This window comes from Aquimarina brevivitae (genome assembly GCF_004216895.1).
Classification (GTDB): domain Bacteria; phylum Bacteroidota; class Bacteroidia; order Flavobacteriales; family Flavobacteriaceae; genus Aquimarina; species Aquimarina brevivitae.
The window spans coordinates 740,839-764,353 of record NZ_SGXE01000001.1; the positions used below are offsets into that span (position 1 = coordinate 740,839).

The 23,515-nt window shown below is 36.1% G+C and carries 19 protein-coding genes; 13 read left to right on the forward strand and 6 right to left on the reverse strand.

The window, feature by feature from the left end; all coding sequences use genetic code 11:
* Positions 1–98: 98 nt before the first annotated feature.
* The 10 genes from uvrC to EV197_RS03035 all read left to right on the forward strand — a co-directional run bounded on the left by uvrC (position 99) and on the right by EV197_RS03035 (position 15,124).
* A complete protein-coding gene (gene uvrC, locus EV197_RS02990; RefSeq protein WP_130285253.1) occupies positions 99–1,901 on the forward strand; it encodes an excinuclease ABC subunit UvrC in 1,803 nt (600 codons plus the stop codon).
* Positions 1,902–4,184: a patatin-like phospholipase family protein gene (locus EV197_RS02995; RefSeq protein ID WP_130285254.1), complete on the forward strand. Its 2,283-nt coding sequence runs from the start codon at positions 1,902–1,904 to the stop codon at positions 4,182–4,184. It begins immediately after the preceding gene.
* A 197-nt stretch (positions 4,185–4,381) separates the two neighbouring features.
* Positions 4,382–5,539, forward strand: a complete 1,158-nt coding sequence (locus EV197_RS03000) for a homogentisate 1,2-dioxygenase (protein ID WP_130285255.1) — start codon at positions 4,382–4,384, stop codon at positions 5,537–5,539.
* A gap of 109 nt (positions 5,540–5,648) precedes the next feature.
* Positions 5,649–6,788 (forward strand): 4-hydroxyphenylpyruvate dioxygenase, encoded by a 1,140-nt coding sequence (gene hppD, locus EV197_RS03005; RefSeq protein ID WP_130285256.1) that lies wholly within the window; start codon positions 5,649–5,651, stop codon positions 6,786–6,788.
* Positions 6,789–7,168: 380 nt separating this feature from the next.
* Positions 7,169–7,942, forward strand: a complete 774-nt coding sequence (locus EV197_RS03010; protein WP_130285257.1) for a DUF3108 domain-containing protein — start codon at positions 7,169–7,171, stop codon at positions 7,940–7,942.
* Positions 7,943–8,908 (forward strand): tryptophan 2,3-dioxygenase family protein, encoded by a 966-nt coding sequence (locus EV197_RS03015; RefSeq protein WP_130285258.1) that lies wholly within the window; start codon positions 7,943–7,945, stop codon positions 8,906–8,908.
* Positions 8,909–8,916: 8 nt separating this feature from the next.
* Positions 8,917–10,164 (forward strand): peptidoglycan DD-metalloendopeptidase family protein, encoded by a 1,248-nt coding sequence (locus EV197_RS03020; protein WP_242610683.1) that lies wholly within the window; start codon positions 8,917–8,919, stop codon positions 10,162–10,164.
* Position 10,165: 1 nt separating this feature from the next.
* Complete coding sequence (gene pgi, locus EV197_RS03025) at positions 10,166–11,803, forward strand: glucose-6-phosphate isomerase (protein ID WP_130285259.1); 1,638 nt, start codon at positions 10,166–10,168, stop codon at positions 11,801–11,803.
* Positions 11,804–11,979: 176 nt separating this feature from the next.
* On the forward strand, positions 11,980–14,583 hold the full coding sequence (locus tag EV197_RS03030; RefSeq protein ID WP_130285260.1) for a TonB-dependent receptor: 2,604 nt from the start codon (positions 11,980–11,982) through the stop codon (positions 14,581–14,583).
* Positions 14,584–14,683: 100 nt separating this feature from the next.
* Positions 14,684–15,124 (forward strand): hypothetical protein, encoded by a 441-nt coding sequence (locus EV197_RS03035; RefSeq protein ID WP_130285261.1) that lies wholly within the window; start codon positions 14,684–14,686, stop codon positions 15,122–15,124.
* Here the strand turns inward: EV197_RS03035 and EV197_RS03040 are convergent.
* A complete protein-coding gene (locus tag EV197_RS03040; RefSeq protein ID WP_130285262.1) occupies positions 15,121–15,543 on the reverse strand; it encodes a secondary thiamine-phosphate synthase enzyme YjbQ in 423 nt (140 codons plus the stop codon). The genes EV197_RS03035 and EV197_RS03040 overlap by 4 nt on opposite strands.
* A gap of 109 nt (positions 15,544–15,652) precedes the next feature.
* Here EV197_RS03040 and EV197_RS03045 point away from each other — a divergent pair, with 109 nt between their 5' ends.
* The gene (locus EV197_RS03045) at positions 15,653–16,459 is read left to right on the forward strand and encodes an HAD family hydrolase (protein WP_130285263.1); all 807 of its coding nucleotides are present in this window, start codon (positions 15,653–15,655) and stop codon (positions 16,457–16,459) included.
* Here the strand turns inward: EV197_RS03045 and EV197_RS03050 are convergent.
* Complete coding sequence (locus EV197_RS03050; RefSeq protein ID WP_165388985.1) at positions 16,454–17,821, reverse strand: carboxypeptidase-like regulatory domain-containing protein; 1,368 nt, start codon at positions 17,819–17,821, stop codon at positions 16,454–16,456. The two genes, EV197_RS03045 and EV197_RS03050, sit on opposite strands and share 6 nt — an antisense overlap.
* Positions 17,822–17,910: 89 nt before the next feature.
* Positions 17,911–19,707, reverse strand: a complete 1,797-nt coding sequence (gene lepA, locus EV197_RS03055; RefSeq protein ID WP_130285265.1) for a translation elongation factor 4 — start codon at positions 19,705–19,707, stop codon at positions 17,911–17,913.
* Between the two features lie 264 nt (positions 19,708–19,971).
* Between lepA and dusB the strand changes: the two genes are divergently transcribed.
* Positions 19,972–20,964 (forward strand): tRNA dihydrouridine synthase DusB, encoded by a 993-nt coding sequence (gene dusB / locus EV197_RS03060; protein WP_130285266.1) that lies wholly within the window; start codon positions 19,972–19,974, stop codon positions 20,962–20,964.
* Positions 20,965–21,056: 92 nt separating this feature from the next.
* On the opposite strand, the gene EV197_RS03065 is transcribed toward dusB, so the two are convergent.
* The gene (locus tag EV197_RS03065; RefSeq protein ID WP_130285267.1) at positions 21,057–22,265 is read right to left on the reverse strand and encodes an ABC transporter permease; all 1,209 of its coding nucleotides are present in this window, start codon (positions 22,263–22,265) and stop codon (positions 21,057–21,059) included.
* A 58-nt stretch (positions 22,266–22,323) separates the two neighbouring features.
* Positions 22,324–22,716 (reverse strand): 30S ribosome-binding factor RbfA, encoded by a 393-nt coding sequence (gene rbfA, locus EV197_RS03070; protein ID WP_130285268.1) that lies wholly within the window; start codon positions 22,714–22,716, stop codon positions 22,324–22,326.
* Between the two features lie 109 nt (positions 22,717–22,825).
* Between rbfA and mce the strand changes: the two genes are divergently transcribed.
* Entirely contained in the window at positions 22,826–23,227 is a 402-nt protein-coding gene (mce, locus tag EV197_RS03075) for a methylmalonyl-CoA epimerase (RefSeq protein WP_130286179.1), read from the forward strand.
* A 2-nt stretch (positions 23,228–23,229) separates the two neighbouring features.
* Here the strand turns inward: mce and EV197_RS03080 are convergent, their stop codons facing one another.
* Positions 23,230–23,472 carry a hypothetical protein gene (locus EV197_RS03080; RefSeq protein ID WP_130285269.1) on the reverse strand — a complete coding sequence of 81 codons (243 nt, stop codon included), beginning with the start codon at positions 23,470–23,472 and terminating at the stop codon, positions 23,230–23,232.
* Positions 23,473–23,515 lie beyond the last annotated feature (43 nt).

A 23,515-nucleotide genomic window follows, 5' to 3' on the forward strand; every position in this document is an offset into this window, starting at 1 on the left:
TTTGATACTAAAAATCAGGACAGTGCTGTTTTTTAACAAAATTTATGTAGATCATTTCTGGGCTCATTAGTTCTATACTTTACCTTTACATTACAATTATGGAAGAAGCATCGCTAGAAATACAAATAAAAACTTTGCCGTCAAGTCCAGGGGTGTATCAATATTATGATAAATCCGGAAAATTATTATATGTAGGTAAAGCCAAAAACTTAAAGAAAAGGGTGGGTTCGTATTTTACAAAAAGTCACGACAGTCATCGAATTCGTGTTTTGGTAAAAAAAATCAAAAAAATAAAACACATAGTTGTAGAAACGGAGACAGACGCCCTTTTATTAGAGAACAATCTCATCAAAAAACATCAGCCAAGGTTTAATGTGATGCTCAAAGACGACAAAACCTATCCTTGGATTTGTATAAAGAATGAGCGGTTTCCTAGAATTTTTCTGACTCGAAATCTGATAAAAGATGGTTCTGAATATTATGGTCCCTATACTTCAGTCAAAACAGTCAATGCATTATTGGATTTGATACGAGGCTTGTATCCATTGCGGACTTGTAATTATGATTTAGCAAAAGAAAAAATCGACAATGGTAAGTACAAAGTTTGCTTAGAATATCATTTAGAAAACTGTAAAGGTCCTTGTGAGGACTTACAGTCTGAAGAAGAATATATGGAAAATTTAACCGCAATTCGTCAGATTGTAAAAGGTAATTTTAAAGATTCACTCCATAGGTTTCGACAACAAATGATGGAATATGCTGACAATATGCAGTTTGAAGATGCACAGCGAATTAAAGACAAAATTGTAATCCTGGAGAAGTACCAGGCTAAGTCTACAGTGGTTAATCCAAACATCAGTAATGTTGATGTTTTCAGTATCATTTCAGATGAAGCCTTTGGCTATGTCAATTTTTTGCAATTGTCGTATGGGTCGATTGTACGATCTCATACTATAGAAATGAAAAAAAAGCTTCAGGAGTCGGACAAAGAACTATTGGAGTTGGCTATTGTAGAAATTAGGCAACGGTTTAATTCTAAATCAAAAGAAATTTATACGCCTTTTAAAGTAGATGTAGGAGAAGAGCTAAAAATTACCGTTCCGAAACTGGGTGACAAAAAAAAGATAGTAGATCTTTCTCTAAGAAATGCTAAATATTATAGACAAGAACGATTTAAACAAATAAAAATTATTGATCCCGATCGGCATGTCAACCGACTTATGGGACAAATGAAAAAGGATCTTAGATTACCAGAAGAACCCAGGCACATTGAGTGTTTTGATAATTCTAACATTCAGGGTACAAATCCTGTGGCGGCCTGTGTTGTTTTTAGAGATGGAAAACCTAGTAAAAAAGAGTACCGAAAATTTAACATCAAAACGGTTGAAGGGCCTAACGATTTTGCATCTATGGAAGAGGTAGTGTATAGGCGTTATAAACGTTTGCTCGAAGAAGAACAGCCATTACCGCAACTTGTTATTGTTGATGGCGGTAAAGGTCAGCTTTCTTCAGGTTTAAAAGCATTAGATCAATTAAACATACGTGGACAAGTCACTATCATCGGTATCGCAAAGCGATTAGAAGAAATATACTATCCCGGTGATTCTATACCGCTTTATTTGGATAAAAAATCTGAAACTTTAAAGGTTATTCAGCATTTACGAAATGAAGCGCATCGATTTGGGATCACTTTTCATAGGCAAAAGCGAAGTAAATCTGCTATAGATACTGAACTAAATACGATACCGGGTATAGGAGAAAAAACAGTGGTTGAATTATTAAAGAATTTTAGATCCGTAAAAAGAATCAGTAAAGCAACCAAAGAAGAATTGTCAGAAATTATTGGTGATTCTAGAGCAACCAAAGTATATAATTTTTATCTTTCTAAAAAAGAGAAGTAAATGCGCAATACCAAACAAACTTTCCTGCTGTTATCAGTACTTATCCTGCTGCAGGCGATTACAGGTTTGGTTAGTGCACAAGAAATACAAATTAATAATAATGTAAATGATAGTTTGCCAAATGACGTGAAGGTAGGTTTGGTGCTCAGTGGAGGTGGAGCAAAAGGGTTGGCGCATATTGGAGCCCTTAAAGTGATAGAAGAAATAGGTATACGCATTGACTATATCGGGGGTACAAGTATGGGCGCTATAGTAGGTGCGCTCTATGCATCAGGATATAATGCTAAGCAATTAGACTCTATTTTTAGAGCTGCAGACTTCGATGCCTTTATACAGGATGAACTACCTAGACAGGCAAAAACATTTTATGAACGCGAGGACGCGGAAAAATATGCAGTTACTTTACCCTTTGATGATTTTAAAATAGATTTACCTAAAAGTCTATCCAAAGGGCAAAATTTTTACAATCAATTTTCCAGGTATACGCAGCACGTTAATCGCATACGAAATTTTGATAGTTTACCTATTCCGTTTTTTTGTATGGCCACTAATATCGAAAACGGATCGCAGGTACTCTTGGATAAAGGCTATTTACCAGAAGCTGTTTCTGCTAGTGGAGCACTACCCTCTGTCTTCAGCCCTGTAGAGGTAGATGGCATTTTAATGACAGACGGGGGAGTGGCAAATAATTACCCTATAAAAGAAATCAAAGCAAAAGGGGCAGAGATTGTTATTGGTATAGATGTACAGGATAGCTTAATGGACAGAAAAGAATTGAACTCGGTGACTAATATCATGTTACAGATCAGTAATTTTAGAACGATTAATGATATGAAAACTAAAGCTCCAGCTACCGATGTTTACATAAAACCTGCCATTGAAAAGTTTTCAGTCATATCTTTTGATCAGGCTGATGAAATAATTGCTAATGGCGAAAAAGCAGCTTTTGCTAAATATGAAAAGTTGAAGCGCATAAAGCAAATGCAACAACAATCGCCTCAAAAATTTAAGATAGAAACCACCGTATCAGATAGTTTAGACATCGATATCATGAGTATTACCGGGAATGATGCCTATACACGATCATATATTTTAGGAAAACTAAAGCTTCAATCACCAGCAAAAACAACCTATACTAAACTTAATGAGGGTATCAATAACCTATCAGCAACCGGCAATTTTGATCGCATAAGTCATCGAATCATAAATACGGATAATGGTAATGCTTTATTGCTTAATGTAAAAGAAAGTGAAAATAAAATGTTATTCCGTTTTGCATTGCATTATGATGATCTACTTAAAACTGCTGCTTTGGTTAATGTAACCCGGAAAAGGCTTTTGGTTAACAACGATGTTTTTTCCGTTGATGTTGCGCTTGGCGATAATATACGGTATAATATTGATTACTATATCGATAAGGGGTATTACTGGAGTATAGGACTAAACTCTAGATATTATAAGTTTGGTCGAAGTATAGATATAGATGTACTAGATCAATTCGGAGAACCCCCAACAACTACGGATATCAATAGCTTTAACGTAGATTACAGAGATTTTACCACAAGTATCTATTTTGAAACACTTTTGAAGCAAACCTTTTCTTTTGGGGTGGGAGCGGAATATAAAAGACTCCAAATTTTTTCTAATACGTTTGGAGAGGAAGAGGATACTCCCAGGACGGTGTTTGATGATAGTGACTATTATAGTGTTTTTGGATATTTAAAGTTGGACACTTACGACAACAAGTATTTTCCTACTAAGGGATTTTTATTTGAAGGAGATGTGCACGGGTATCTTCTTTCTTCGGATTTTACCAATTCGTTCAATCAATTCTCGATAGCAAAAGCAAATTTCGGCTACGCCACGCCATTATCGGATAGGTTGTCTTTTAACCTTGGTTTAGAGGCCGGAACAAAAATTGGCAATACAGGAGTTTCTTCGCTAGACTTTTTATTGGGAGGTTTTGGTGCTAAGATGGTAAATAACTTTATACCGTTTTATGGTTATGACTTCATCGGGATAACCGGTGAAAGTTTTGCTAAAGTTCTCGTGCACTTGGATTATGAATTATTCAACAAAAATCACCTTAATGCTTCAATAAACTATGCCAATGCAGGCAGTAAATTATTTAGTACGGGTGATTGGTTATCCTCGCCGGAGTTCTCGGGTTATGCTCTTGGATATGGTGTGGAAACCTTTGCAGGTCCAATTCAGATAAAATATACCTACTCTCCTGAAGTAAAAGAGAGCCAATGGTTTTTTAGTGTAGGATTTTGGTTTTAAGAATCAGATTCAGGTATAAGATCTTCTGGTGGATGTGCTGAAAAAAAGTAATTTTTTTACGATATTTGTAATATTATGAGTCAATCTTGGCAAAATTTATTATTGCTTTTACACTACCTTATCAAAAGAAATCCTGAATAAGGAAGGTTTGCTATTTCCTAATAAGTAGTTCTGTATAACCTTTATAATTAAAACTCATGCCTTTTTATCATACGTTGGGAGAAATCCCTAAAAAACGACATACCATATTCAGAAAACCAAGTGGAGACCTGTATTACGAACAATTATTTGGTACCATTGGTTTTGATGGAATGTCTACAAACATGTACCATCACCATCGTCCTACTCAAGTAAAAGAGATTAAAGGAAAATATGATGTAAGTCCAAATGTTGCGTTGAACAATAATATCCAATCCTATCGTTTTCACGGATTTAAAGTTAAAGCAGCAAATGATTATTTGGAGAGTAGAACTTGTGTATTAACAAACAGTGATGTCAATATCATTTTAGCTGCACCTCAGGAATCTACGACTGACTATTTCTATAAAAATACGGATGCCGACGAGCTTATCTTTGTACATAGAGGTAGTGGTAAGTTCAGAAGCCATTTAGGGAACATTGATTTTAAATACGGAGATTATGTATTGATTCCTAGGGGGACTATTTATAAATTAGATTTTGATACGACGGATAACCGATTGTTTATTGTTGAATCAAGGAGACCTATTTATACGCCTAAACGATACCGAAATTGGTTTGGACAACTGTTAGAGCATTCTCCATTCTGTGAGCGTGATTTACGTGCGCCCTACGAGTTAGAATCACACGATGAAAAAGGAGATTTTTTGATGAAGATAAAGAAGCAGGATGAAATTTTTGATATGGTATACGCTACCCACCCTTTTGATGTAGTGGGTTACGATGGATATAATTTTCCTTATGCTTTTTCCATTCACGATTTTGAACCCATCACCGGTAGAATTCATCAACCCCCACCAGTTCATCAAACTTTTGAAACGGATGCTTTTGTAGTATGTTCTTTTGTACCTAGGCTATATGATTATCATCCAGATTCAATACCAGCTCCTTATAATCACAGTAATATTGATAGTGATGAGGTGTTGTATTACGTAGATGGAGATTTTATGAGTAGAAATGATATCGATGCAGGTCATATTTCACTTCACCCTGCAGGAATCCCACATGGGCCACACCCTGGTGCTGTGGAACGAAGTATTGGTAAAGAAAAAACAGATGAGCTCGCCGTAATGGTCGATACCTTTAAACCCTTGATGGTTACCAAGGAAGCCTTAGAAATAGCAGATGAAAAATATTATAAATCTTGGTTAGAATGATGAGGTTAAGTGTTGAATATCTTTTTGCTCAAACTAGTGCGATGTGGTAATGATATGCTATAACGCACGGATTAAAAAAATATAATATTAAATCAAAATTTAGATCAAAATGAATACAAATATATCACCACAAAATTTAGAAAAAGTTGTACCTCAAGCAGAAGATTTTCTACCATTATTAGGTACTGATTACGTAGAGCTTTATGTAGGTAATGCTAAGCAAGCGGCCTATTATTATCAAACTGCTTGGGGATTTCAACCTGTAGCCTATGCTGGTTTAGAAACAGGGATTAAGGATAGAGTTTCTTATGTGCTAGAGCAGGATAAGATAAGGCTGGTACTAACCTCGCCACTGCAGCCAGATGGAGACATCAATAAACATATTAACGCACACGGGGATGGCGTAAAGGTAGTGGCACTTTGGGTAGACGATGCCACCAAAAGTTTTGAGGAAACTGTTAAACGAGGAGCAAAACCATATATGGAACCTACTACAGAAAAGGATGAACACGGAGAAGTAGTACGTTCAGGGATCCATACTTATGGTGAAACGGTTCATATTTTTGTAGAAAGAAAAAATTATAACGGCGCCTTCTTACCTGGGTATAAAGCTTGGAACAAACCTTATAAAACCAATACCGTTGGTTTAAAATACATTGACCATATGGTGGGTAATGTAGGTTGGAATGAGATGAATAAATGGTGTGAGTTTTATGCGAAGGTAATGGGGTTTGCACAGTTGGTTTCGTTTGATGATAAAGACATTTCTACGGAGTATACGGCATTGATGAGTAAAGTGATGAGTAACGGAAACGGTAGAATTAAATTCCCTATCAATGAACCAGCAGAAGGAAGAAAGAAATCTCAAATTGAAGAGTACATCGATTTTTATAAAGGAGCTGGGGTGCAACACATTGCAGTAGCCACGGATAATATCATAGAAACTGTATCCGAATTACAACGTAGAGGAGTAGAATTTTTAACCGTACCTGCAACCTACTATGACACGGTTTTAGATAGAGTAGGTGAAATTGATGAGGATTTGGAACCACTTAGAGAGCTTGGCATATTAATCGACCGCGATGATGAAGGGTACTTATTACAAATATTTACTAAACCTGTTTTAGACCGGCCAACTATGTTTTTTGAAATTATCCAAAGAAAAGGAGCGCAGTCTTTTGGAAAAGGAAATTTCAAAGCACTTTTTGAAGCAATTGAACGCGAACAGCAAGAAAGAGGTACTTTATAAAAACTGAATCAATTTTGAGGATATATGAATTTGAGGTACGATCGAGCTAGGTATATTAATATATTATAATTTTTAACGGTGTTTTTTGTTAAATTCAATAATAAAAAAACGTTTTCGGTTGATAATTATTCAAAAATGTTTGATATTTGTACCGTAAGTGGAGTGGTTACCACTTATACCAAAAACAATAATTATTCTCATAATTTAAGTTTTTAGTTGGTTAATAAAAGTAAAAAGAGAGCTGTGGTGGCTCTCTTTTTTTATGGTACACTCCCATACGTTTTATATTATATTTTAATGTTTAGGTATTTATAGTACTTTTGGAATGGATATTGTAAATCAACTTAATACACAATAAAATTAAATAATACCCAAATACTATGAGAGTACTTTTATTGCTCGCAATGATGATAACTTTTCCTGTATTGGCACAGGATAAACACGAGGCCTTCGATTCAGGAGAGTGGTTTCAATTTAGGATCCATTATGGTGTTTTTACAGCAAGTTACGCTACGCTAGAAGTTAAAGATGACATTATAGATGGAAAACCTGTATATCATATTGAAGGTGCAGGTAAATCTTCAGGTTTTCTGAGTTTGTTTTTTAAAGTCGAAGACTATTATGAAACATATATAGATAAAGATAAGGTGATGCCTTATCGTTTTATTAGAAAGATTAACGAAGGAGGTTATACGAAGGATATTGAAATTAATTTTGACCATGACGCTAAAGAGGCATTAGTACACGATAAAAAACACAAAACAAAAAAGACAGTTTCCCTCAAAGATAATGTGCAGGATATGGTTTCTTCCTTCTATTATCTCAGAAATAATATCGATGTATCTTCTCTAAAAAAAGGAGAATCTCATTATGTAAATATGTTTTTTGATAGTGAAAATTATCAATTTAAGCTTAAATTTTTAGGTCGAGAAGTAATTAAAACCAAGATGGGTAAGATAGCCTGTCTAAAATTTAGACCCTATGTACAAGCAGATCGTGTATTTAAAGAAGAAGAGAGTATGACCGTTTGGATAAGTGACGACGACAATAGGATGCCAGTAAAAATAAAAGCAGATATACTAGTTGGATCTATAGAAGCAGATCTTAATGCTTTTAAAGGATTAAAACACCCTTTTAAAATTATTGTTGAATAAATGAACGAACCAATCAAACCCGAAATTGTTGATAAAATTCGGCAATTAGAAACTAAATTTAAAAACTCTGGTCAAGATTTAGGATCTTATCTAGACGGACTATTGCACGATAGATATTTAACGTATTGGGATTATATTCATCTCGATACTTTGTTAAGCTTACAAATACCTAGAACCCATTTTCCTGACGAGGAGATTTTTATCACCTATCACCAAATAACAGAGCTTTATTTTAAGTTGATCATACACGAGCTCAAGCAAATTATAGACGATAAGTTACAAAATGCTTCCTTTTTTACCGAACGCTTGGAGCGTGTCAATCGTTATTTTAGAATACTAATTGACTCTTTTGATGTGATGATTCGAGGGATGGAGAAGGATCAATTTTTAAAATATAGAATGTCACTACTACCAGCTAGTGGTTTTCAGTCGGTACAGTTTAGATTGATCGAAATTTATGCTACTCCATTGTATCATTTAGTGGGTGCACAGGAACGCAGTGATTTTGATGAACAAAACTCTTTAGAAGAAGTTTTTGAACATTTGTATTGGAAATCTGGTGCTACTGATATCAAAACTGGAGAGAAAACCTTAACACTAAAGCAATTTGAATATCGATATACTCCGCGAATGATGCGAATTGCTAAAGAGGTTCAGTCCAGTACGATTTATCATAAATATCTTGATTTACCCGAAAAGGAGCGAAATAATGTGGAGCTTATCAAAGCTTTGCGTACTTTTGACACCAATGTGAATATTAATTGGTTATTAATGCATATGGGTGCCGCCTTTCGATATTTAAATAAAGAAAAAGGTGAGGTATTAGCAACCGGTGGAACAAATTGGAAAAGTTTTCTACCACCTAGTTTTCAAAAAATTCATTTCTTTCCTAATTTATGGTCTGAAGCAGAAAAAGAAGATTGGGGCAAGCAATGGGTTACCCATCAGTTTAACACCACAAAATAATTGATCAGTTGAAGAAAATTGGTTTCCTACTACTTGTAGTAGTATTGTTTTCGTGTCAGAAAGAAAAAGAAAAAAAGAAAGTTGAACCCTCACCTAAAGTGGAACAGCCAAAACCACCTGTAGTAAAGGAGTTTGGTTTTAATGTGGATGATTTTACCGTGGTAAAAGACACAATAAAACCTGGCGATAGTTTTGGGGAAATCCTAGACAATCACGGGGTTAGTAGAGGTAAAGTTTTTGAAATAGCTACTAAAATTAAAGATACGTTTAATGTAACCCGTATCCAGGCAGGAAAACCTTACGTGCTTTTTAAATCTAAAGACACTTCTCAGACTGCACAGATATTTGTTTACCAGGATAATGAAATTGATTATACCGTAGTTGATTTTAGAGATAGCATTATAGCCACTAAAAATAAGAAGCCAGTAACACTTGTTGAAAAGGTAGCTTCAGGTGTCATAGAGAGTAGTTTGTTGCAAACTTTTGATGATATTGATGTCAATAGTTTAGTAGCTTATCGAATGGCTGATATTTACGCTTGGACGATTGATTTTACACGGTTAGAATCTGGGGATGAATTTAAAGTTATTTATACCGAGAAGTATATCGAAGATACGATCCCTGCTGGTATCGATCAGATCAAAGCTACCTATTTTAAGCATAGAGGCAAGCCTATTTATGCCTTTAGGTTTGAACACGATTCTTTAGATCAAGGATTTGATTTTTATGATCATGAGGCGGATAATCTCCGAAGAGCATTTTTAAGAGCACCAGTTAAGTTTAGTAGAATATCATCCAGGTATAATCTAAGGAGGCGGATTAAATATTATGGCAATAGAATTAGACCCCATAAAGGAACTGATTTTGCAGCCCCTATAGGTACGCCAATATTGGCTACCGCAGATGGAATTGTCACCAAATCCGAGCGTAAGGGAGGTAATGGTAAATATGTGAAGATAAGGCATAATGCTACTTATGATACACAGTATCTTCATATGAGTAGGCAGGCTGTAAAAGTAGGTCAATACGTTCGTCAAGGTGATGTCATAGGCTATATTGGAATGACTGGAAATACTAGTGGACCCCACGTTTGTTATCGCTTTTGGAAAAACGGAAGGCAAGTAGATCCATTTAAACAGGACTTACCGGCATCGAAACCCTTGTCCGAAAAATTAAAACCAGAATTCTTTGAAATGATAAAACCTATTCGCCAAAAATTGGATAGTATACAACTCAAAAAACAAGAAATTTTATAACATGGCATTACCAACTATAAACCCAACCACCACCAAAGCCTGGAAAAAATTATCAGACCACCACGAGATAATAAAAAGGAAACACCTCAAAGAACTTTTTGAAACCAACCCACAGCGAGCAGAGCAATTATCCATTTCTTGGAATGATTTCTATGTAGATTTTTCAAAAAATCGAATAGACAATACAACTATGGAATTGTTGCTTCAATTGGCCGAAGAAACCAAGCTAAAAGAAGCAATGACAACTTATTTCGGTGGAGAAACTATTAACCAGACCGAAGGAAGAGCTGTTATGCATACTGCCTTACGAAATAGTACAGCTCAAGAAGTTTTGATAGAAGAAATTAATGTGATTCCTGAGGTAGCACAGGTAAAGCAAAAAATTAAAACCTTTAGCGAGCAAATTATCAATGGTGAACTAAAAGGACATACCGGTAAAGCCTTTACAGATATTGTTAATATTGGAATTGGAGGTTCGGATTTAGGACCAGCGATGGTAACCGAAGCCTTGGAGTTTTATAAAAATCATTTGAACGTACACTTCATCTCTAACGTAGATGGGGACCATGTGCATCAAAATTTAAAAAAGTTAAATACAGAAACTACCTTGTTTATTGTCGTTTCTAAAAGCTTTGGTACTCAAGAAACCTTATCTAATGCCATCACTGCAAGAAATTGGTTCATCGATAAAGTATCAAAGGATGCTGTAGGAAAGCATTTTGTTGCGGTGTCTAGTAATATACAGAAGGTTGTAGATTTTGGAATTGAAGAGGATAATATATTTCCCTTATGGGATTGGGTAGGTGGACGATTTTCATTGTGGAGCGCCGTTGGATTGTCAATTAGTATTTCATTAGGCTACGATAATTTTGAAAAACTGCTAGAGGGGGCATACCAAATGGATGTTCATTTTAAGGATACTCCTTTTAAAGAAAACATCCCAGTTGTACTGGCTTTATTGAGTATATGGTATAATAATTTCTTCGAAGCAGAAAGCGAAGCCATAATTCCGTATTCTCAATACTTACATCGATTGCCGGCATACTTGCAGCAGGGAATTATGGAAAGCAATGGTAAAAGTGTAGACCGCAACGGAGATAGGGTCGATTACCAAACCGGTACCATTATTTGGGGCGAACCAGGTACAAACGCACAGCACGCTTTTTTTCAGCTAATTCACCAAGGAACTAAATTGATACCTGCAGAATTTATTGGCTTTAAAAAGTCGCTTTTTGGCGATCAAGAACATCAGGATAAGTTAATGGCTAACTTTTTTGCTCAAACCGAAGCCTTGATGAACGGCAAGTCAAAAAAAGAAGTATTGGCTGAACTCGAAACAAAAAATCTTTCCCAAGAAAAGATAGAACAACTGCTCCCGTTTAAAGTTTTTGACGGTAACAAACCCACCACTACCTTGTTAATAGATCAACTTACTCCAGAATCTTTGGGTGCCTTAATTGCGATGTACGAGCAACGCATTTTTGTACAGGGTATAATCTGGAATATTTTTAGCTATGACCAATGGGGCGTAGAATTGGGCAAACAATTGGCAGATACCATCCTTAATGAAGTTGATAAAAAGGAATTAGGCAAACATGATGATTCTACAATAAATCTGTTAAAATATTATCTAAGCTAAAATAAATCGGTTAATAACTTTTTGATAACAACAAAATGCTTAAAATCAATTAAGTATATAGAAATTGTAATTTTATACCCTCAAATGTTTACGTTAAAATTTTAACGTTAAGATAAAGTATAATTGCACAAAGATTTGTTCTTTTGCGGCGAAATTATTAACTCAATAACTATATAATGAAGAAAATTACACTTCTATTAACTGTAATTCTAATGGCATCGGTTGCACAGACCTTTGCGCAAGGAACAGTAACAGGAATCGTATTAGATGGTGAGTCCAATGCTCCTCTTCCTGGTGCTAACATCAAACAAATTCGTACAGCAAACGGTACGGCAACTGATTTTGATGGTAAGTTCTCTCTTAAAGTAGACCAACCAACAGGTACGATCAATATCTCTTATGTTGGATTTGGATCAAAAAACATTCCTTTTAACGTAACCAACGGAGATCAGGATTTAGGAACTATTGTACTTAATTTAGATAACTCTTTAGAAGAAGTTGTTATTGTTGGTACAGGTATTATCGACTTAGCTGAGGACAGAAAAACTCCAATTGCTGTGTCTACTATCAAAGGAGATGATATTCAATTAAAAACAGCAGGTAACGTAGAATTTACGGAGTCTATGAGTAATACGCCATCGGTTTATGTTGCAAACCAAGCAGGTGGTTTTGGAGACAGCCAGATTTTCTTAAGAGGTTTTGACGATACTAATACAGCATATCTATTAAATGGTCAGCCAATCAATGGTCAGGAAGATGGAAGAATGTACTGGTCTAACTGGGCAGGTATGGCAGATGTTGCCAATGCAGTACAGGTTCAGAGAGGTTTAGGTTCTTCTAAATTAGCGATCTCTTCTGTAGGTGGTACGGTAAACATCATTTCTAAGTCTACTGAACAAACTGAAGGTGGATGGGCGAGATTAATGGGTGGTAATGATAGCTTCGGAAAAGCGACAGTAAGCTATAACACAGGTCTAAGCGATAGTGGATGGGCTTTTTCTGTATTGATAGACCACTGGCAAGCACATAGAAAATATTCTGAAGGAACTGCAGGACAAGGACAGAATTATTTGTTCTCAGTAGGATATAATCCTAATGAGCAGCACTCATTCAACTTTTTAATCACAGGTGCACCACAATGGCACGATCAAAATTTTTCTCAAGACTTAGAAGTTTATCAAAGATTTGGAGAAAAGCATAATAGAAACTCTGGTTTCTTAGATGGTGAGCGTTATACTGAAAGAAGAAACTATTACCATAAACCAGTTGCTAACTTGAACTGGGATTTTGATATCAATGAAGGCATGGAATTGTCAACTGTACTTTATGCTTCTTGGGGTCGTGGTGGAGGAACCGGAGGACTTGGAAGAGGAAGAATACGTGTGGACAATGATAATGATAGAGAAATCGATTTTGACGCAATCGTTGAAAACAACATTGCAAATGCAGATAGCAATGGATATGCTGGATTCGGAAATTCTTATATCAGAAGATCTTCTGTAAATAACCATAACTGGTATGGATTATTATCAAATATTAACATTACTTCAGTTGAAAACTGGACATTCAACTTAGGATTTGATAGTAGATTATATCACGGAGATCACTTTAGACAAGTAAATGATCTATTAGGATTAAATGGTTTTACTGATAACTTTAGAACTGATAGACCAAGTGATTATGTATTTACACAAGAGTATGAAGCAGATCCTTGGGCTGCAATTTTTGATTTTGCAGACGAAGCTAATAGAACACAATTTGATTATTCAGAAGATATCAATTATCTAGGTGGGTTTGGTCAGGCCGAATATGCTACTGATAAGTTTTCTGTTTTTGTTCAGGGAGCTGTATCAACTCAATCTTTCCAAAGAGAAGGACGTTTCGTAGGTACTGGAAATGGTCTTGGAAAATCAGAAAAACTAAACAAAACTGGATACAATGTAAAAGGTGGTTTTTCTTATAACCTTACAGAACAGCACCAGGTATTTGTTAATGCTGGTTTCTTCTCTCGTCAGCCTTTCTTAGATAATATCTTTAGAGACATAAGAAACTCTAATGATTTAGCTGAACCAGAAGTAGATAATGAAGAAATTACTTCTTTTGAAGGAGGATATAGATTTAGAGGGGGTAACTTTGCGTTGAGTATCGATGTTTACAGAACGGAGTGGGCTAACAGATTCCTTTCTACTTTTGGTCCAGAATTACCAAACGGTGACTTCACAACTTACAGATTAACAGATGTAGCTCAGGTACACCAAGGTGTTGAATATGATTTTGAATACAGACCAGATGGTGGAAAATGGAGGTTACGTGGTTTTGGATCTATTGGAAATTGGGAATTTGATGGAAGAACTCCATATACCTTAGCCAATAATCAAACAGCTACGATCATAGAAGAAGGTAATATCGATATTTCTGGTACTAAAATCGGTAGAGCTGCTCAAACATCATTTGGATTTGGTGGTTTTGTGAAACTTTTACCAAATTTGACTGTTGACGCAGATTATAATATTTATACTGATCTTTATGGTTTAGTTGATCCAGAAGATGTTGTTCAGGCAAGACTTGATGGAGAAACATACCAAGCAGAAAGATTACCGGCTTATGATCTAGTAAATGCAGGTCTTACCTATAAGTTTAATTTTGGTGAGCAGCGATTTACACTAAGAGGAAACGTACGTAATTTATTTAATTCTTCTTACATCAGCCAGAGAGATGCTTTTGGTTATTACTTAGGTATCGGAAGAACTTGGAACGCATCTTTACGTTATAATTTCTAAGAAAACTTAGTTTTTAAGATATAGAAAACCTCATCTAGTTATAGATGAGGTTTTTTTATGGAATATGATTACCTTTGAGAATACTTAAACACACTAAAATATGTACGAAGCAATTCAAATCGTTCACTCTTACTGGGCTTATCTGGTAGTACTTATCGTAACTTTAGCAACACTAAATGGAGTTTTTGGTTTTTTTACAAAAAAAGAATATGCGCCAAAGGATTTTAGAATTTCTTTATTTGCCCTGATTGTAACGCATTTGCAATTATTGATTGGGATCATTATTTTTTTCGTCTCCCCAAAGGTAGTGTGGTTTACTGAGGGTATTGCGGTCAAAGACATAATGGGAGACCCTTTGTTACGATTATATAATGTAGAGCACCCCACCACGATGATCTTAATGGTGGTGTTTATTACCATGGGTTACTCCAAGCACAAAAAGAAACTGACTTCTACGCCAAAATTTAAGAGAATAGCCATTTTCTATACACTTGCCTGGATTTTAATGCTGAGCAGAATTCCTTGGGCAGAATGGTTTTAAATCCCATAAGCGGTTAATACCAATTTTCTAGACCCTCCGTTGTCTCTGTGTTCGCATACATAAACACCTTGCCATGTACCGAGGTTTAATTGTCCATTGGTTATGGGGATGAGTACAGAATTACCCAATAGCGAAGCTTTAATGTGGGCAGGCATATCGTCAGGGCCTTCGTAGGTATGAATATAATAGGGGGCATCCTCTGGTACGTAGGTATTAAAATGACTTTCAAAATCGGTTCTTACCGTTGGGTCTGCATTTTCATTTATGGTTACACTAGCAGAAGTGTGTTTGATAAAAATCTGTAATTGTCCAATCTGTATATTGTTGATCTCAGGAAATGCAGATATTATGGTTTCTGTAATTAAATGAAATCCTCTTTTGAAAGGTTGTAGTTGTACTTCTCTTTGGAAAAATTTCATGTGCAGCTTAATTATTGTATACAAGACACGAAATTAAACTAAATTTTACGTTTTATATAAGCACTATTCTCTTTTGTACGGTTACCTTTGTCACTTATAAGAGGGAAAAATGGATTTATCAAAGGTTAAATTGGTTGCTACCGATATGGATGGAACCTTGCTTAATGGGCAAGGTAGAGTGAGCGAACAGTTTTTTGAACAATTTAAAGAATTAAAGCGATTAGGAGTGAACTTCGTGGCAGCTAGTGGCAGGCAATACTACAGTATCATTCATAAATTAGACCGAATTAAAAATGACATCTACGTCATTGCCGAAAACGGAGCTTTGACCATGCAGAAGGAAAAAGAACTACAAAAGACAGCGATCGATAGAGCGATGTATCTGGAGTTGTTATCCCTCACTAAAGGCTTAGCAGGATCGCAGGTTATACTTTGCGGCAGGAAAAAGGGTTATATTGAAGATTATGGACAGGAGTTCATCAACATGTTTAGTGAATACTATAACCGTTATGAGGTTGTTGACAGATTGGAGGATGTGGTTGATGATTCATATTTAAAACTAGCCATTTGTAACCGCAATGGCTCAGAGGAACACTTGTATCCAGCACTTAAGCATCTCGAAGATCGTTTAAAGGTAAAGGTGTCCGGAGAAATCTGGCTGGATTTATCACATCTCGAGGCTAACAAAGGTAATGCTTTAAGCAAAATACAAACAGAACTGAATATTACCCCACAGGAAACTTTGGTGTTTGGCGACTATAATAACGATTTAGAAATGTTATCTATGGCAACGTACAGCTTCGCGATGGAGAATGCACATCCAAATGTTAAAAAGGCTGCGAATTATACTACCAAGAGTAACCAAGAAGCTGGTGTAGAATTTATTCTAGAGAAACTAATTCAAAGTAAATTATAATTCTACGAATAATTTAATTTTGGTTTTACTTAATTGATCCAGTTTAATCCGAAACATCTCAGCAGTGGGTTCTTTAGAAATAGCATCTTCATTATAACCACCCAAAACATAAAGGGAATCCTTAAAATAATGCATGGTTGCACCCTCAATGAAAAGATCAATTACATATTCTCGAAAAATTGAATTTTTGATATTATACATATATAAGTTGCCATTCCCTAAAAAATAAATATGCGTGTCAGAACTTGCTATTGCAGGATTAATTAATTCATCAGGTAGCTCACCTTTACTTGACCACTTACCGGTTTGCAGATCAAATAAATGTAAATAACTTTTATAGTTGTTAGTTCGTGATGCTTTTTCGATAATATATAAGACATTCTTGATACGTTCAACCTTCATTTCTCCTTTAAAAGGCATTTTGCCAATTTCATACCATAGTCCGGTTGTAAGGTTTAAACTATGAATTTTATCCGAGTAGGTTTTGTACCCGTTACTTTTAATTTTTGTGGATCCTCCTAATAAAATAATACGATCTTTATATAAGATTGCCCCAGGATTAACTGCTTGATGTGGATTCGTATCATCAATTGCTATTGAATTATCGGTTAAATCGACGATTTCTATTTTCGATTCGAGATATTCATATCTTTCGTTGGCAGCTAATCGCTTACCACCAATAATAAATAGTTTGTTTTGATAACCAAGGAGAGTATGATAGGCCCTTTTTCTTAAATCAATAGGAATATTGATCCATTTTTTTTGTTTAATATCAAAGGCTCTCAGGTCGTCCTTGTAGCCTTTAATGTTTGAGGCAACGTATCTAGAACGTTGTAGTATCTGTTGAAACGTGGGTTCTAAATTCATAAAGCCTGCATTAAGCTCAAAGGTCTTTAGAAACTGATCATTTTCAACAGAATAGTCACCACCAGATATATATATTTTATCATTTATAACAGCAGATCCAAACGCATAAATAGTAGCTCCAATATTTGGTAAGCGCTCAAATACTATTTTGGGACTAAGTTTCTTTTCTTTGATAACACTTACATTATCAAGCTCTTCAACCTTTGGAGTAAGCTCTATCGTAATTTTTTTACCATCGAATGCTGATAAACTTATCTTTTTTTGATGATATCCTATATGTGATAGATATATAGTATCATTTCCGTGCAGTTTATCAAGTACTAATGAAAATTTTCCTCTGAAATCGGAAACAGTTCCTTTTTTGGGCTCTACAGTATAAACATTGGCACCTTCAACGGGTTGTTTGGAATCTTTGCTTATAATAACACCCTTTATGGATTGTGCCGAGGATAAAGAACAAAAGAAAATGAAAACTAGTATAGCAAAAAATCTCATGTGAATAACGTTGAATTTAATCATTAAGTTACTACATAAATGCTTCCTAAAATAACACCTTAACCTGTCTTTAACTTATGTTTATGGTGCTAATCATTCAGCTTCAGTACAGCCATAAAAGCTTCCTGCGGGATTTCTACGTTACCCACCTGGCGCATGCGCTTTTTACCTTTTTTCTGTTTTTCTAGTAACTTACGCTTTCTAGAGATATCACCACCATAACACTTAGCCGTTACATCTTTTCGGAGTGCTTTAACGGTTTCTCTGGCAATAATTTTAGCGCCGATGGCTGCCTGGATCGGAATATCAAACTGTTGACGAGGAATCAGTTCCTTTAACTTTTCGCACATCTTTTTACCGATGTCGTAGGCATTGTCCTGGTGTAGTAAGGCAGACAAGGCGTCTACCGTGTTTCCATTAAGTAACACATCAACTTTAACTAACTTTGATGCTCGCATTCCGATTGGTGCATAGTCAAATGAAGCATAACCTTTAGACACTGTTTTTAAACGATCATAAAAGTCAAAAACAATCTCCGCTAGTGGCATATCAAAAGACAATTCTACCCGCTCTGTAGTTAGGTAGGTTTGATTGGTAATTTCCCCTCTTTTCTCGATACATAAAGACATTACCGGACCTACGAAATCCGACTTGGTAATGATAGTAGCTTTGATAAACGGTTCTTCTACCCGATTCATGGTAGAAGGATCAGGTAAATCCGAAGGATTATTTACGATAATAATCTCATCGGGTTCTTTATTGGTAAAAGCGTGGTAAGATACGTTAGGTACTGTAGTAATTACGGTCATATCAAACTCGCGTTCTAAACGCTCCTGAATGATTTCCATATGTAACATACCTAAGAAACCACATCTAAAACCAAATCCAAGCGCAGCTGAACTCTCCGGAGTAAATACCAATGAGGCGTCATTAAGTTGCAACTTTTCCATGGAGGCTCTTAGTTCTTCATAATCCTCAGTATCTACAGGATAGATCCCCGCAAATACCATAGGCTTTACATCTTCAAAACCGCCGATGGCATTTTTGGTAGGTTCTTTAGCATCCGTGATCGTGTCACCTACTTTAACCTCTCTGGCATCTTTAATACCTGTTATCAGATATCCCACATCACCGGTTTTGATGACTTGCTTCGGTACCTGCTTTAGCTTTAATGTACCAATTTCGTCAGCATAATAGGTTTTACCAGTATTTACAAATTTGATGTGCTGTCCTTTTCTGATTTCTCCGTTAACCACTCTAAAATAGGTTTCAACACCTCTAAATGAGTTATATACAGAATCAAATATCAGGGCCTGTAAGGGTTCATCTTCTACTCCTTTTGGAGGAGGAATACGTTCGATGATAGCCGTAAGAATGTCCTCAATACCAATTCCTGTTTTAGCACTAGCTGGTATTACATCTTCGGGATCGCAACCCAAAAGATCTACGATATCATCCGTAACTTCTTCGGGATTTGCACTGGGTAAATCTACCTTGTTTAAAACCGGAATAATTTCCAGATCATTTTCTAAGGCTAAATATAGGTTAGAAATGGTTTGTGCCTGTATACTCTGTGCCGCATCAACTACCAACAGAGCTCCTTCGCAAGCGGCGATAGATCGAGACACCTCGTATGAAAAATCAACGTGTCCCGGAGTGTCAATTAAATTAAGGGTATACTGCTCACCATTATGCATATAATCCATCTGTATCGCGTGACTTTTTATTGTAATGCCACGCTCGCGCTCCAAGTCCATATTATCCAGTAATTGCGCCTGCTTTTCTCTATCCGTTACCGATCCCGTAGAGTCCAATAGACGATCAGCCAGGGTACTTTTACCGTGGTCAATATGAGCAATGATACAAAAGTTGCGTATGTTCTTCATTCTAATTCATTTATACTTATGGGCGTGTCCCTTCGGGTCGGGCTATCCGCGCTACAAGGTAGCCAGCTACTATCCCTCACGCACACCAATAGTAATCTTACTAATTTAGGTGATTACTGTTTTATTTGACTTGCAAATATAGTTGATTTTATATCCATTATATCATCTGCGAACTTTATTTTTAGCGATAATTTTATTTCAAACTAAGGTACGTATGTCGCTGTTGGTTAAGAATTTGTATTTTTGCAAAAAATACTTTGTGCTGTGGCAAAAATTGGAGACATAGATGTAGGAGATTTTCCATTACTATTAGCCCCAATGGAAGATGTAAGTGATCCTCCATTTAGGGCGTTATGTAAGGAGCAAGGAGCGGATGTGGTATATACAGAATTCATATCTAGCGAAGGATTAATACGCGATGCGGCAAAAAGCGTAATGAAGCTGGATATTTATGAAAAGGAGCGGCCTGTAGGTATACAGATCTTTGGAGCTAACCTAGACTCGATGCTTAAGTCGGTTGAGATTGTTGAAGCGTCAGGACCAGATATTATCGATATCAACTTTGGGTGTCCTGTAAAAAAAGTGGTAAGCAAAGGAGCTGGAGCAGGGATATTGAAAGATATTGATTTGATGGTTTCTTTAACGGAGGCTATGGTAAAACATACCAAACTACCCGTAACGGTTAAAACCAGATTAGGCTGGGATCATGATTCCATTAAGATTGTAGAGGTCGCAGAGCGATTGCAAGATGTAGGTTGCAAAGCAATTTCTATTCACGGACGTACTAGAGCACAGATGTATAAGGGCTCAGCAGACTGGAGACCCATAGCCAAGGTAAAAAATAACCCAAGAATGCATATTCCTGTCTTTGGTAATGGGGATGTGGATACACCAGAACGTGCTGTAGAAATGCGAGATCAATACGGATTAGATGGTGCAATGATTGGTAGGGCTAGTATTGGCTATCCTTGGTTTTTTAAGGAAGTTAAGCATTATTTTAAAACCGGAGCACATTTACCACCACCAACAATTGAAGAACGAGTAGACGCTGCTCGTAGACATTTACAAATGTCTATTGATTGGAAGGGCGAAAAACTAGGTGTATTTGAAACACGCAGGCATTATACCAATTATTTTAAAGGAATTCCACATTTTAAAGAATATCGAACCAAAATGGTGACGAGTGATGATTCCAAAGATGTATTTGCCGCTTTTGATGAGGTTTTAGATAAATTCGCAGGCTATCAGTTTGTGTAAGTAATCTGGTTATATTTTATAGTTTCGCGTTAGGGATAGGAGCAAGCTACCTTGTAGCGCGGATAGCCCGACCTGTTAAGGTAACGCCCTAGTTACTTTTCGGTGATCAAACTTTCGCCAATTCTACTGGAGGCTAATAAGGATGCCACAAAACCAATGGTGGTTATTGTTAAAAATACAATGATAAAACTCCAAGCTGTGATACGGGTAGGATACGCTAATGTTGAGGTGATCATCAGCAGATTATAGTGTTGTTGCAGTAAAATTAGGGTTAATCCAAGTGCTAGTCCAAAAATGGTACCAAGCAGGGTCATTAAGGAGCCTTGTAATAAAAATACCCTACGGATCTTGTTGAGATTGGCTCCCAAGCTGTATAACGTCCGTATGTTCTCTTTTTTATCAATAATCATCATAATAATAGCTCCAGCTACATTAAACAGTGCAATGATGGCAATTAATGTAATGACTAGATAGGATACCAAATTTTCGGTATTGAGCATTTTATAAAGCGTATCGTTTAATTGTACCCTGTTTTTTATGATGATGTTATTATCGAAAATCTGTTGTAGTTTTTTGCTAACGTCTGCTTCATCGGCATCTGGTGCTAACTTAAGCTCTATATTGGTTACCGCATCTTTGGGTAATTTTAATAATTTTCGAGTAAGGTGTATGGATGAAAAGATGTATTTGTGGTTCAGCTCTTCATTGATGTTATAAATCCCTACATTAACCACCGATTCCTTAGAAAAAGCTTTGTTTATATTACTAGGTATTCCTTTACCAGGTCTGGGTACATAAATGTTGAGCAGGCTTACATAGGTTTGCTCAACCCCCATACTAAGCTCTCTACTTATAGCGTTCCCTGCTACCACATGAAAGTCGTTATTGCTCAGCCAATCACCATACACTAAAATACTGTCGGTATAGATCACTTTGGGATAATTGGCATCTACACCCTTAATGTAAGCTGTTTTTTGTTTGTCTTTATACTCCAAAAAAACGCGCTCCTCAATAATTTCCGAAAATTCTGCTACTCCGTCTAATTCTTGGAGCTTTTCTTTTTGAGCAGGGGTGAAGGTGAAGGTTTTACCTTCGGTTGGAAAAATTTTTAAATCTGGATCAAAATAGTTTGAAAATTTTAAGCTAAAGTCTTTTAACCCTGCAAAACCCGAGAGCACAACAAATAAAGACATGGCGCCAATAACCACTCCGGCTGCCGCAATACCTGCTATAATATTAATAGCGTTACTGCTGCCTGGAGAAAATAGATAACGTTTAGCGATGTAAAGTGAAAAACTCAAGGTCTACGTTCTGTGGGTTATTGGGTTTTAAATATACTAACATTTAGTACATCCCAAGCTATTTTTTCTTTCTTCTTTCTAATAAATCAGGATTGTCTACAGGATTTTCCTTTCCTTTCAGGGCTTTGTCGATATTATCAATGTACTCTAATGAGTCATCGATATAATAGCTTACCTCTGGCATTCGCCTAAGTTGATTCTTGGTTTTTTGTGCTACGAGGTGTTTAATTCTTGATTTAACGGCATTCACCTCTTCTAAAATTCGCTTACCCTGATCGTGTGGAAAAACGCTAAGGTATACCTTAGCGATGGACAGGTCTGAGGTAACATTTACTTTAGTTACAGAAACTAATATACCCGTAACTCCTGCTTCTCTTAAGGCTAATTGAATAACATCCGCAACATCTTTTTGCAGTACACCGGCTATTTTTTTTTGTCTGTTTGTTTCCATGGGTACAAAAATAGGCAATTATAGTATGTTGTTATTTAGTTTTGGACAAAAACCTTTGTCAAACTATTTGTAATTTAGCATTTCATAATGTAAACATCTCATGGATCATATTAAAAAGATTGAACACCTTGGTATAGCAGTTAAGGATATTGATGCGGCCAATAAGTTATATGAACAACTGCTTGGCGTACCAGCTTATAAACAAGAGGAGGTAAAAAGCGAATCGGTCATTACTTCTTTTTTTAAAGTTGGAGAAAGTAAGATTGAATTACTGGCAAGTACAGATGAAGAAGGACCTATAGGTAAGTTTATTGCTAAAAAAGGAGAGGGGATTCATCATATTGCTTTTGATGTGGAGGACATCTATAAGGAATTGGCTAGGCTTGAAGCAGAAGGTTTTCAGCTTATCAATAAAGAACCCAAAAGCGGTGCAGACAATAAACTAGTGGCTTTTGTGCACCCAAAAACTACAAATGGGGTTCTGGTAGAACTTTGCCAGGATAAGAAGTAGTCTTAAAGGCTCAAAACTTTAGAAAAATACGAAAAATAAGGTTCAGGTGTTTTTAAAGACAGGGAAAACGTCTTTTGATCCGTACAAAAATCAAAGTGCATATCATCTAACCCGTCCCAACCATTTTTATCCATTTCTAAGAGGATAAAGCGGGTTATTTTTTGTCTAAAATCAAATTCTAATTGAATTAAATCTTCGGTGAAGCTGGTTGTGCTATTCTGTTTATCTAACCAAGATACGTTCATTACTATGGGAAAATATGTTACTACAAAAGTAGTCAAATTTACA